Origin of the sequence: Lactobacillus sp. OTU4228 (genome assembly GCF_001006945.1) — a bacterium.
Classification (GTDB): domain Bacteria; phylum Bacillota; class Bacilli; order Lactobacillales; family Lactobacillaceae; genus Lactobacillus; species Lactobacillus amylovorus.
In genome coordinates this window covers 1-12,732 of the sequence record NZ_CDLD01000022.1, presented here as the reverse complement: position 1 = coordinate 12,732, position 12,732 = coordinate 1, and the positions used below count along the sequence as shown (strand labels likewise).

Sequence of the window (12,732 nt, the reverse complement as noted above, 5' to 3'; positions counted from 1 at the left end):
ACTGCATATAAAATCGCACCTATCAAAATAGGGACAACATACCCAATACGACATTTCTTCAAAAGCATAATTATAGATTGAGAAATAAATGATGCCACCACTAAACTAACTATTGCTATAATTGATCCAAACACCTTTGTAATAGCCGTAATAACTATTTCTACCAGCGATTATAGTTCTAGCCGGAAAATCCTCAATTGTGACAATCGCTCCACCTTTATCAGCAGTAATGTTGATATTTAAGTCTAACTGATCAGAAGTATATCCTACTAAATGAGTACCTGAATAAAGCTTAGTACCGTTGTAAATTAGATCATTTACTTCATCAGCAATTGAATTTTCAATTTCAATTGAATCAAAATGGCTGCTTCCACTGTAATAAACACTTAAATTGCGTGCATCGATAATCCTTGCAATGAAATTAAGCCATTTCTTACTGTCTTGAGTCATTTGATTGGGATCAATTGGTTCATTAAAGAACTTCCCTAATTTTACTGGCGTTTGTTTATGCACTGCATCTATTAATGCATTTAGATCATTAATTTGGTATAAGTGTTTCTCTATTCCTAACTTAAAGGTTAATCGAGGCATTCTACCATAATTGTCAATTTGCGCTCTTAAAATAGTAGGACTTTTAACTTTAGCAGCATTGTCTGAATATAAATCTAACAACTGATTGGCCGCTTGATTGGTTACATCAAAAGGATCATCTTTAATATATTCTTTTAAAAACTTAAGTAAGGCAAAAATAGTAATCGTATCTTGATCTTTAATATCTGTTCTATTCTCAAAGTCGATAGTTAGAATTTGCCAGCGTGTGAATTTAATATATAAATTTTGCCAATTACCCTTTTCGTTTTCAAAATTCCAGATATATTCGTAAGCACGCATTTTGTCGTCGACTTTGCGGAAATTAATTTCCTGTAAAGTATCAATTAACCGCAATGCATGATCATAAGATTCTTGACTAAATGTTCTTTGACCGATAATTTCAAAAGGATCGATAGCAGAATTGGCTTGAATGATTGCTTGTTTAATCTGATCAGAGATTAAATCCTTAAAGTCGACTTGAGCGCCATCCATAACTGCTTGTGTGTCTGTATTATTTTGCTTTTCTTCTGCTGCCATTAATGCGGCTACTTGGTGTTTGCAGCGATGGCCTTTCATAGCCCAAGGACAATTACACTTTAATTCAGATGCTCGACCGTCTGGGCGTAAACGTCCAGAAACGTTATAGTATCGACCTATGCCACCTTGAACTTGAGCTGTGAAGTGCTCTCGATCAGTGGCTAACTGAATGTTTTGTACCATTTGATTTTCAAAATAAATTTCCCCTCGATCTAAAATTCGTTGAGGAAATAATTTAGGCCATTGTGCCATCTGAACAACTCCTTAATTTGGTATAACTTTAAACTACAATACTACATATTAAATAGTAAAAGCCAGTAGAAAGAAATATAATTAAAGTAAAGAAAAATAAGATAAACAAAGAACGAGGTGTTTATTATGCTAGTAAGAAAAATCGTTAAAGCAGCCTTCTATTGTGGCATTGGTTTAGTTGTTGGTAAAACGATTAGTTCACAAAAACATAAAAATGATGTCAAAAAGATCTTAAGTGCTAATTATATGGACGATCGTACCAAAGTGGAATTAATGCAAGACTTAAATGGAATAAAAGTTGATCATAAAAAAGATAAAAAAATTCAATTGGATAAAAACTTAAATACTGTGAAAAATAAATCTGTTATTTTGGCTAAGAAAGTAGCATATAAATTGGCTAAATAGAGGAAATCTATCACCGTAGCGTGAAGGAAGAAAATCGTGAATACTGTCGTAATATCAAAGACTATCTAGAAGTTTATCCAGAACCCTACCCCGACTACGATAGCTTGGTAAGTTTCTTTGATGATAATGAAAAAGATGTAAATGCGGATTCGAATATTTCCGATTGAAAAAACATTCTATATCGTTAATTGTTTTGGTACAATATTTTGTTGGAAAGTGATAATTACTGTATTTTTTGAGGAGATGTTGATGCAGTTTGCGTTAACACAAAAGTTGAGTTGAGAGTAAATTAAAAGATATGAGATGTTAAAAAAGAGATGACTACAGGGGTCATCTCTTTTTTGTGCTTTTAGAAGAATAATTTACTCATGATGATCATGAATACCAATAAACAGGTTGAACTGATTGCTGCTGCTCCAAATACTGAACCACCACGTTTGAAGATAACTTTAAAGTTAACAGAAACACCCAATGCAGCCATAGCCATTCCTAAGAAGATGTAAGCTACTTGTACTAAAGCATCTAACAAGCTAGCTGAGAATGGTAAGTAAGTACCTAAAACACTAGTTAAAATGAAACCGCCTAAGAACCAAGGAATTGGTAACTTACCGTTCTTTTGAGCTTTTTCAACATTGCCTGTATTTGTTTTAGCTGAACGACGTTGGTATAAGTAACCGATAATTAATGCTACAGGTGCTAAAAGAATTACACGAGATAATTTCATAATTAAAGCACTGTCTAAACTGATGTTACCAAATGCACCACCTGAAGCAACTGCATGAGCAATTTCGTGTAAAGAACCGCCAGCAACAATACCAAATTGAGAATCAGTCAAACCTAAGACAGGCTTAAGTCCAATTTCTAATAAAGTGAAGACTGTTCCCATTACACAGACAACTGCAACAGCTAAAACTTCATTTTCTCTTTTTCTTGCTTCATCAGCAGCTGTAATTTGTGGTGAAACACCCATTACTGCTGCTGCACCGCAGACACCACAACCGCATGCTGAGAGAAATGCTAATTCATCTTCTGCACCGAATTTACGGCTGAGCCAATAAGTTAATGAAATAGTACCTGCAACTGCAAGTGCAGCAACTAAGATGGTTTTGATACCTGCTGCTGCCAATTTTTCTAAATCAAGTCTAAAGCCGAGCAAAATAATTCCTAATCTTAGGAACTTATTTGAAATAAAGCCCATACCACCTGAAGCTTTTTGACGTGTCCTCTCTGGTAGAAACTGCATAAGAATACCTAATAAAAGTGCTAATACCAAAGCTCCAATTAAGTTAGCGTATGGTAGTTTGGCTAAAAGAATACCAGCAAGAGAACAAGTCAAAGTCATGATGGCTGCTAGCCTAAATGATTTAGTTTTGATAATTTCCAATAAAAGGACCTCCAAATATATAAAGTTGTTTTACAAAGTACCCGAACTTTGTTTCATTACATTGCTCATAATATCACAATATCAGTATAAAAAATGACACTGCGTCTCTTTTTTATAATTTCTTAAGAAATACTATAATTGGATTTGTAAGACTAAATATATAGATTCTTTATAAGAAAATGAGTGATAAGTATGGAGAAAATAACCCTAAATCAACTTTACGACATCATGTATGATTATATGGATCCCACTGGCTGGTGGCCTGGACGCAGTGATTGGGAAGTGATCTGGTCGACAATTTTAATTCAAAATATCAACTGGAAAAATGTAGCTAAAGCACTCACCTCTCTTTATTATGCTACTGACTTTTTACCTCAAAATATTTTAAATATGACAAATGAAGAACTGAGCAAAATGATTGCTTCTGCTGGTTTTTATACTCGCAAAACACAAACTATCAAGAATGTTGCCACCTATTTTAATGACAACTTTGATTGCGATTTAGAATTAGCTCAGGAACAAAATAAACATAAATTACGCCAAGAAATTTTATCTATTCATGGTATTGGCCCTGAAACTGCAGACGTTATTTTGATGTATGGCCTTCGCAAAGGTGAATTTGTGGTTGATACATATTCTCGCCGTTTATTTGCCTGTTTGGGTTGAAAAAATGTGCCGCCATATGAAAAAGCAAAAGCTTTGATTGAGAAGAATCTAGATAATTTCACTTTACGTAATTATCAGAATTTTCATGCGATGATAGATACTTTTAATTAGGAATATAAGTTGCCACAACAGTTTCATCATACGAGAAAGGAACTCCTTTTTCTAATGTTTTAAGAAATTAATTTAAGGAATTATTCATTCCTACACAAACTATTTTACGGTCTCTGATCTACCCTTTTCTTATTTAATATCTTCCAATATTATATGCCTCTTTGATATTTTCATGTAATTCAAGCCATATGGATGCTAGTAAATTAGATTTAAAATAAACAAAAAACTGCCGAAATCTATCGACAGTTTTGTAATAAGTTAAAACTTGATCTTATTATGCCTCAATTTATCCAAAAACTCTTGGTGCAGCTTTTCCATTTCTTCCATGGCAGGATCTCGGTCCATGAAGATATATAATACAGCACCGATAGCTGCTACAACTACTCCCACTAAAAGAGTTACAGGTGTGAAGTTAGTAACCATATAGCATGAGACAATCAAAGCAATAATTGGAATAGTATACTTACCAGGTAACTTAAATCCGTGGTTAGGAAATTCATTACTGTGTTTGAATTTAATTACAGCTAAGATTGATGGAACATACTGAATAAATGAAGCCAATACGGTACATGATACTAGGAATAAGTATGATTGAGTTACAAATACACCAGTTAAAATAGCTGTCATAATGATGCCGACCCATGGTGCATCGTGTTTATTCTTTTTGCCAACCCATGCAGGTAAAAATTTTTGTTCATTTGCGAGGGATGCAATCAAAGATGGAGCGTTAAATGATGCAGAAAATGCAACACCAAAGATTGAGATAAGCATACCTACGATAATGAATGAGTAGCCCCACTTACCAACGCCATTTCCTAGTGCACTTGCTAATGGTGTTGAATAAGTGCTTAATTTACTACCAACAAGGCCAATAGCTACAAACATCATTAAGCAGTCTAAAATAGTGACACTAACCATTACGGCTATTAGAACCCGTGGAATATTCTTTTCAGGATTATTCATTTGACGAGCCGCAATTGGAATAAATGAAAAGCCGGTAAACAAATAGAATATTGGAGTAAATGCTGCACCAAAGTGTTGCAAAAATGGTCCAGCCCCTTTCGTAGCTGCTACTGGAATAATTGGTGAGAAGTTACCTTGATGAATGAAGAATGCCCCTACAATGATAAAGATAAACAATGTAATCATTTTTGCGGCTGCTGAAATATTGCTTACTAGTTTGACTAATGAACGACCAAAGAAGTTTATGATGGCGAATAAAATAATTAACCCAAATGCTAGTAAATAATAGATAGTTTGATTATTTAAGACTGGCCAAAAGCTCTTCAGCGTAGTTAGTAATGCGACAGTTTCAGCCCCTAATGTACAACAACCTAAAAACCAAGTAAAAACACCTAATTCGTATCCAGTGAATCGGCCAAAAGCATGATAAGCATATAGCCACGCTGCTCCAGACCCTTTAAATCTGCTTGATAAGTCTGCGTAGCATAGAGCGATCATTGATACAACTACGGCGGTCAATAATAATACCACGATTGCCATTAGATTCATCTCATGATAAATCTTGGCTGGCAGTAAGAAAGTACCTGACCCAATTACTGCGTTAATCCCTAAGAAATAAATAGAAATGAAGGACAATTTCTTAGGTTTCTTATCTGAATTTTCCATGATAAGCCTCGATTCTATAATCCTCCCATTACAATTATTATTTTAGGCCAAGAAGCTTCTGATTTTCAATAGGGATAGAGGATAGAGTAATTAATATACTGGCTTGTCTGAGCCTTGAGTTGCAGGGTCAGCAAAACCAATACCTGAGCCGCCACCAGTAATTAATGCTACTTTATTTTCTAACTTCATTTTCTTTTCTCCTTTTTAAATAAAATAAAAAATGCGCTAGACCATTTAGCCTCGCGCATTTGAATAATAATACTACTTAATCAAGTTTAAACCTTGTAACCAAGTTCTTAATCCAGCATTGTCGCCGGTGTATCTGTATCCATTCAATACAGTTGCGTTGTATGGAGCTGCCATTTGACGGATGTAAGGCATTGATGCAGACATTGGAGTGCTCATGCTTGTAGTAAATGGAACAATAGTTTTTCCACTAAAGTTGTATTGATCAAACAAAGTGTGGATGATCATTGGTGGTTGTTGCCACCAGGTTGGGAAACCAACGTAGATGGTTGAGTATTGATCCCAGTTAAGAATAGTACCTCTAATAGCGGGGTGAATATTGTTTCTACGTTCGTTGTCACCACGTTGAGCATAACTATCATAAGTGGTTGGGTAAGGATCAGCTGCTTGAATTCTAAAGATGTTTGAGTTGGTTAATCTTTGAATTTCTTCAGCTGCTCTTTGAGTTTGACCTGACATTGAGAAGTAAACTACCAAACTCTTGCTGTCGGTTGGGGTTGGATTAGTTACATTAGTAGCTGGAGTTTGGTTTTGGCTTGGAGCCTTGGAGCTCTTAGCCTTCTTGCTTCTCTTAACAGCACCGATGCTAACTAAGAAGTTGTGAAGACCACTGTTTGAAGTGTATCTGTAACCTTTAGTTAACTTAGCCTTGTCTTTCTTAGCTAAGCGACGCATCACAGGCATTGAACTTGACATTGGTGATTCAGCACTTGTTGTGAATGGGGTAATTGTCTTACCTTTGAAGTTGTAACGATCAAACAAGGTGTGAATGATCATTGGTGGTTGACCCCACCAAGTTGGATAACCAATGTAGATGTGTCTGTATTTCTTAATACTTGGCAACTTGGTCTTAATAGCTGGATGAATATTTCTACGAATTTGGTTTTGTGCTACTCGAGTAGTGGCATCGTAGTCATTAGGATAAGCTTTCTTAGGAGTAATTCTTAATAACTTACCGCCAGTCTCCTTTTGAATTTGACGTGCTGCTCTTGCAGTATTACCAGTCTTTGAGAAATAAATAATCAAACTACTTGATGACTTCTTAGCAGCTTGTACTTGAGTTGGTTGCTTACCAAAAATAAACAGTGAAGCAGCTGCTAAAAATCCCAACCCTGCAACTAGGACTTTTTTTGAAGGTTTTGTGTTTCATTTTCCTCTTCCCTTTCTTTTACTTCTTTTCAACTGTTTACTCTTTTAGTATATGCAGGTGAATATGAAAAGAGAATTGCTACTTAGGTATGAGGCTATACGCGTTACGTATAGTAGATAACAAAATAAAAACGAGGTAAAACCTCGTTCTATTTAATTTTCAATTAACGAAATAGTGTATCCAAGTTATTGGCTGGAGTTGGAAAAGCAAAAGTTAGATTCTCTTCTACAAATTTAGCTGGATATTTTCTACCAACTAGTGGTACGAAGTTGTTGATGTCTTCAGCGGCGTGAATACTTAATTCTGAAGCACCACGTACCACACCATTTTTATTAAGGATTACCTTTAACTTAGCATGAGAATCTCCTTCGCCGATTGAGAAAAACATATCACTTAAATCTAAAGTTTTAACGTAGTCTCCTTCTTCCATGTCATCTTCGCGAATTCCGACTTGAGCAATTTCTGGATAAGTAAATGCGTTTGTAGCTACAGCTGGATATTTGATAGGATCAGTAATGCCATTTTCAATAAAATTAATAATATGATATGCATCTACCCAGGCAACAGGCGTCAAGTTTGGCTGCCCATTATCAGCTACATCCCCTGCCGCAAAAATACTTGGAATACTAGTTTGCATATGTTCATTAACCTTGATGCCTCGTTTGGGATCAAAATCAATGCCAACTTCTTTCAGACCCATTCCTTCAACGTTTGGCTTTCTACCTGCTGCATTAATAACTAGATCAGTATCAAAATTTTCACCGTTAGTAGTTGTAACAGTATATTGATCGCCGTCTTTGGTAATTTGTTTAACAGGTGCATTCATATGGAATTTAATACCGCGCTCCTCCATAATCTGCTTTAATTCTTGAACATAATCTTGATCAAAAGGACGAAGCAAACGGTCTGAATGCTGCAAAATAGTTACTTCTGTACCAGCTGCTTGCAAGATAGTAGCCAGTTCCATGGCAACATAGCCACCACCGATAACAATCGCGCGTTTTGGCAGTTCATCTAAATCAAAGAATTCATTGTTGGTAATCGCATATTTGCCACCCGGAATATCAAGGTCACGTGGAGACAAACCGGTTCCAATAACAATATCTTTGCCTTCATATTCCTGATCTCCCACTTTAACTGTATGGGGACCTGTGATTATTCCTTTTCCTTGAATAGTATCAGAATGCTTACCAGTCATACTTTTACGTTCATTTTTGTGAAAAGCTGCCCAAATTTTCTTTTTTCTAGCTACTAAGGTGGGCCAATCAATTTTAGCTGCTTCTTTAATACCTTTTCCTGCTAAATAATAGCTATTTAAAACGGGGCGAACTGTACCTTCCATAAAGATTTTGGGTTGGCATCCAGTATTTGGGCAAGTACCTCCCCATAAGCTCTTTTCAACTACTAAAACTTCATTTGTCGTTCTTTCAAGTTTTGCCAGTAAATGCATTGCAACTGGTCCACTACCTAAAATAATGTAATCATATTTTTTCATTTATATTTCTCCTACAAAATTTTAATACAACTTAAAATTATCACTTATTATAAGTAAGCTCAATATAAATGCTTATCTTTTAACGACAAAAAATCACTCAGTTTCTTAGCTGAGTGATTTTAATTAAATTATTTACTTAAACAATTCTTTACCATAGTGGTTAATGATTCTGCTCATTGTTGGAGCATCGTGGTTACCACCAGGTTGAGTGTAGTATTCCAAGTTCCCCATTGAGTGCGATACCGCATTGATGGTTCTGTAACCGTATCTTTTAGTAACTGCATTAATCGCATTTCTTACGTAGCGAGCACCAGTTGTGTAGTAGGCGTTGACATATGATCCAGACGTACCGGATAATCTATTGTCTGCAAAGTTAACTTCGACTAATGGATTTCTTGTGCCTCTAGGAATTCTCCCAATCAGTGTTGCCTTGCCAGTTCTAGAAACGTTTATTCGAACAATTGTGTTTGTCACACCTGCTCGTCTGATCGCAGCAGTCATATTTTGTTCTGCACGGTAGCTGCTGCCGTAACCGTGGAAGAAGAATGTTGGCGTGCTTCTGGTAGCAGCCTGTACATGTTGATTTTCTTTAAAACCAAAATATCCGATAAATGCCGCAATTAATACAGCAAAGATTGAACCAATACTGATAATGGTTCTTTATTTTTTATATTATCGTCCCCTTCTTAATAATTAAATTTATTCTATAAAGGTTCGATAACGATGTAAAATACTTATTTCGTTTAGTTACTATAGTCAAAAGTTATAGTAGGTGTAAGTATTTGCTTGGCATATGATCGCATAACCATACTTCATCATTGCCAATATAAAAATCGATTCCATCTTTAGCTGCTTTTTCTGCATCAACCATTAAGATTGCAGGATTATTGTCTCTCCTTTTTCCGACCGATTCTGCCATCGGAATATCTGTCGAAAGATGAACATATTGGCGTCCCATGGGCAATAAACCTTCTTTTTCAATGCTTTTTAAAAAACGATGAGCTGTTCCATGATAAAGAACTTTAGGTGGAATTGCTTTTTTGCGTTTAATAATGCCGGGAACTGAATGACCATATAAAGCACAAATTTTTCCGTTTTTAATCTCGAAACGTTCTTTATCACTGTTATGCATGATTTCACGAATTTTCATTTCCGTTAATTTCGGCTGAAAATGGTGCATTCTATTCATTGCATCTAGGAAGTCTTGTAGATCGACAAAGCCGTATTCGTCTAACTTTAAACCATATTTGCCTGGATTATGTCGTAAACAATGGGACATCTTTTTACTGATGAAAACATTACTGCGATGATCCGATCTGTTTTGCAATTTTTGTCACCTGAACTTTCACATCTATTTTAAGACAAAAATAAAAAATCCTTTTCTCCAACTACCCATAGAGAAAAGGATTTATTACTTATTCTAATTCATCTTCAACTTGAGCAACCTTTTGTCCTCTTACAAAGTGAACAGTCAAGCCGATCACGGCACCAACTAAAGCTGGCACTAACCATGACAGACCCATGCTAGCAAGCGGCATGGTATTTCTTACTGAAGCTACTGCTAAACCAAAACTGCTTTGGCTAACTACGCTTGGAAAAGCCACTACCATATCACCTAATGCAGGAACAACAGTGAACAAGATTACAAAGAAGTAAACAACGCCATCTTTCTTAAATAATGGTGAGCAAACTGAAAGGATGATCAATACCATTGATAAAGGATATAGGAACATAAGCATTGGGGTTGACCAAGCGATGATTTGATCCAAACCAAAGTTAGCAGTTAAGAATGATGCCAAGCAGCTAAGTGCAAGCCATGCATGGTAGCTTACCTTTGGAAAATGCTTATGGAAATCTTGAGCAAATGCGGCAACCAAACCTACAGCTGTAGTCAAGCAAGTAACAGTTAACAAGAATGCAAGCAACGCTTGACCAAACATACCACCATAGTAGTTAACGATTTGGTTAAAAGCAACACCACCGTTGTCAGAAACATTAAACTTACCAAGTGACATTGCACCCATCAAGATGAGCAATAAGTAGATTAAGCCGATGGCAGCTACAGCTACCACCCCTGATTTAGCAACAACTTTTGATACGCTTTTTGCGTCTTTTTGTCCCATTCCACGTACAGCCGTTACTACAGTTACACCGAAGGCCAAACCAGCCAAGGCATCCATTGTGTTGTAACCTTCTAAGAATCCATTAACTAAAGCTGAGTGCTTGTAAGCTCCTGTTACAGCTGCAGTTTGTGGATTACCTAATGGGTTTACAAATGCAACAACGAATACTAAGAAAAGCAAGGCCAAGAATAAAGGGTTTAAAACTTTACCAACGTTAGATAAGATGTTGTTTTCATGATATGAAAAGGCAAATGCGGCAACAAAGAATAAGGCAGAGAATATTAATAAAGCTGGAGTCTGCATATTCTTGGGGATGAATGGTGCTACACCTACTGTAAATGAAACAGTTGCAGTTCTTGGTGTACCAAACAATGGTCCGATTGTTGCATGGATCAATACCATAAAGACTATGGCAAATCCTGCACCAAGCGGTTTACCAATATCATAGACACCTTCTGAACGAGTGATTGCGACTGCCAATACAGAAAGCAATGGCAACAATACACCGGTGATCAGAAAACCAACAGTGGCTGTACCCCAGTTGGAACCAGCCAATTGGCCCAAATGAAGTGGGAAAATTAGGTTTCCTGCCCCAAAGAATAATCCAAATAATAGAGAAGCAACGACTAAATATTGCTTCCAGGTCAACTTTTGAGATTCGAGATCTTTCATGTCTTCTCCTCCTGAAAAAATAAGTCTGATCACAAAAAAAGTCCCCCAGCCAAAATATCTTTGACTGAGGGACGCTCTAGCGTGGTACCACCCTTTATTCATATTGCTATTTCTAACAATACCTTTCACGTGCGACCATAAAAAATATGGCGATACGTTGGCACTATAATGGGCGCTCCCACTGCTTCTTACTATTGATTAAGAAACAGAACTAGAAAGGGATTTTCATTTAATCTTAGATTTATCTCCTTGCACCTGACGAGACTCGCTGTTAATCAAGAATTAAATTACTCTTCTTTCTTTTGCTTTCAGATTGATTAAATTGTTAATCATTATTTTAATTAGATTGTCATGAAAGTCAACACTTTTTTAATATTTTTATTTAAATTGTTTCCAATAGTCTGCTAAATACTTAACTGTTAAGCTTTCTGGCTTCTTAATTAAATCAGCTGGCTTACCTTCGGCGACTACCCGACCACCATTTTCACCACCACGTGGGCCAAGATCTAACATGTAATCTGCATTAACAATTAGATTCAAATCGTGAGTAATCGTAATAATCGTCGCACCTTGATCGAGCAACTTTTGCATTACTTGAACTAAAACTTTTACATCCAGTGGGTGAAGCCCAATAGTTGGTTCATCAAAAACAAATAAAGTGTCGTCTTGCTTATGACTTAAGTGAGTTACAAGCTTTAATCTCTGAGCTTCTCCACCGGATAAAGTTGGCGTACTTTCACCTAAGTGTAAGTAGTCAAGGCCAACTTCTTTAAGCAATTCCAATTCACGTTCGATCTTTGGCACGCGTTTAAAGACAGGTAAGGCCTCATTAATGTCTAAGTTTAAAACATCGACGATTGACAGATTATGCCATTTAACTTGTTGAATCTTAGAATTGTACCGTTCACCATGACAGGTTGGACAAGTCTGTTGCATGTCAGGCAAAAATTGAATGTCTAGGGTAACAATTCCAGTACCGCCACAAGTTGGGCAAGCTCCTTCTTTATTGTTGTAAGAGAAGTAACTAGGCGTGTAATGCTTTTCTTTTGCCATTGGTTGACGGGCAAAGAGTTTACGCAAATTGTCCATGATCGATATATAAGTAGCGACGGTTGAACGCGTACTTTTTCCGATTGGCGACGCATCAACGCTGACCACGTTATGGACTGGTGAATTAAATTTTTTAATCTGCTTGGGTAATTTTTCGTCTTTACTTTGGTTTTGAATTGCTGGAACAAGTGAATCGAGGATTAGACTAGTTTTACCGGCACCAGAAAAACCGGTGACTGCAGTGATTTGATTAAGAGGGATGCCAGCTTTAATGTCATGCAAGTTAAAGTAGTGATTTACTTCAAAAGTAATTTTTTCAGTATTAACTTTCTCGCTTGTTTTTCTAGCCATTAATTTAGCTTTACCATTCAAATATGGTGCAATTAATGATTGCGGATCATTTTTAATCTCGACAGGACTG

The 12,732-nt window shown here is 36.3% G+C and carries 11 protein-coding genes, 1 pseudogene and 1 other annotated feature; of the genes and pseudogenes, 2 read left to right on the top strand and 10 right to left on the bottom strand.

The window, feature by feature from the left end; all coding sequences use genetic code 11:
- Positions 1-105 precede the first annotated feature (105 nt).
- Complete coding sequence (locus BN1206_RS05140) at positions 106-1,380, bottom strand: SWIM zinc finger family protein (protein ID WP_231575972.1); 1,275 nt, start codon at positions 1,378-1,380, stop codon at positions 106-108.
- 126 nt (positions 1,381-1,506) lie between these two features.
- Here BN1206_RS05140 and BN1206_RS05135 point away from each other — a divergent pair, with 126 nt between their 5' ends.
- Positions 1,507-1,785: a hypothetical protein gene (locus tag BN1206_RS05135; RefSeq protein ID WP_013641971.1), complete on the top strand. Its 279-nt coding sequence runs from the start codon at positions 1,507-1,509 to the stop codon at positions 1,783-1,785.
- Between the two features lie 349 nt (positions 1,786-2,134).
- On the opposite strand, the gene BN1206_RS05130 is transcribed toward BN1206_RS05135, so the two are convergent.
- A complete protein-coding gene (locus BN1206_RS05130; protein WP_013641969.1) occupies positions 2,135-3,169 on the bottom strand; it encodes a YeiH family protein in 1,035 nt (344 codons plus the stop codon).
- A 192-nt stretch (positions 3,170-3,361) separates the two neighbouring features.
- Between BN1206_RS05130 and BN1206_RS05125 the strand changes: the two are divergent.
- A pseudogene (locus tag BN1206_RS05125) lies at positions 3,362-3,946 on the top strand (endonuclease III domain-containing protein).
- Positions 3,947-4,204: 258 nt separating this feature from the next.
- On the opposite strand, the gene BN1206_RS05120 reads toward BN1206_RS05125, so the two are convergent.
- From BN1206_RS05120 to BN1206_RS05090, 8 genes are all read right to left on the bottom strand, one after another.
- Positions 4,205-5,575 (bottom strand): APC family permease, encoded by a 1,371-nt coding sequence (locus BN1206_RS05120; RefSeq protein WP_013641967.1) that lies wholly within the window; start codon positions 5,573-5,575, stop codon positions 4,205-4,207.
- A gap of 90 nt (positions 5,576-5,665) precedes the next feature.
- Complete coding sequence (locus tag BN1206_RS09885; RefSeq protein ID WP_014565878.1) at positions 5,666-5,764, bottom strand: SDR family oxidoreductase; 99 nt, start codon at positions 5,762-5,764, stop codon at positions 5,666-5,668.
- A 72-nt stretch (positions 5,765-5,836) separates the two neighbouring features.
- Entirely contained in the window at positions 5,837-6,931 is a 1,095-nt protein-coding gene (locus tag BN1206_RS05115) for a flavodoxin (protein ID WP_022087084.1), read from the bottom strand.
- Positions 6,932-7,134: 203 nt separating this feature from the next.
- Entirely contained in the window at positions 7,135-8,466 is a 1,332-nt protein-coding gene (locus BN1206_RS05110) for a dihydrolipoyl dehydrogenase family protein (RefSeq protein ID WP_014565876.1), read from the bottom strand.
- A gap of 132 nt (positions 8,467-8,598) precedes the next feature.
- Positions 8,599-9,075, bottom strand: a complete 477-nt coding sequence (locus BN1206_RS05105; RefSeq protein ID WP_231575973.1) for an alpha/beta hydrolase — start codon at positions 9,073-9,075, stop codon at positions 8,599-8,601.
- Between the two features lie 154 nt (positions 9,076-9,229).
- The gene (locus BN1206_RS05100) at positions 9,230-9,793 is read right to left on the bottom strand and encodes an RNA 2'-phosphotransferase (protein WP_082104753.1); all 564 of its coding nucleotides are present in this window, start codon (positions 9,791-9,793) and stop codon (positions 9,230-9,232) included.
- A gap of 88 nt (positions 9,794-9,881) precedes the next feature.
- Positions 9,882-11,261 (bottom strand): branched-chain amino acid transport system II carrier protein, encoded by a 1,380-nt coding sequence (brnQ, locus tag BN1206_RS05095; protein WP_013641966.1) that lies wholly within the window; start codon positions 11,259-11,261, stop codon positions 9,882-9,884.
- Between the two features lie 64 nt (positions 11,262-11,325).
- Positions 11,326-11,573, bottom strand: a binding site (T-box leader).
- Positions 11,574-11,639: 66 nt separating this feature from the next.
- The coding region (locus tag BN1206_RS05090; RefSeq protein ID WP_156172734.1) for an ATP-binding cassette domain-containing protein at positions 11,640-12,732 on the bottom strand (1,093 nt) is incomplete at its 5' end.

Bases quoted from the DNA above. Each gene is read 5' to 3' on its own strand.
- BN1206_RS05140 (WP_231575972.1), bottom strand. From the start codon at position 1,380: ATGGCACAATGGCCTAAATTATTTCCTCAACGAATTTTAGATCGAGGG.
- BN1206_RS05135 (WP_013641971.1), top strand. From the start codon at position 1,507: ATGCTAGTAAGAAAAATCGTTAAAGCAGCCTTCTATTGTGGCATTGGT.
- BN1206_RS05120 (WP_013641967.1), bottom strand. From the start codon at position 5,575: ATGGAAAATTCAGATAAGAAACCTAAGAAATTGTCCTTCATTTCTATT.
- BN1206_RS09885 (WP_014565878.1), bottom strand. From the start codon at position 5,764: ATGAAGTTAGAAAATAAAGTAGCATTAATTACTGGTGGCGGCTCAGGT.
- BN1206_RS05110 (WP_014565876.1), bottom strand. From the start codon at position 8,466: ATGAAAAAATATGATTACATTATTTTAGGTAGTGGACCAGTTGCAATG.
- brnQ (WP_013641966.1), bottom strand. From the start codon at position 11,261: ATGAAAGATCTCGAATCTCAAAAGTTGACCTGGAAGCAATATTTAGTC.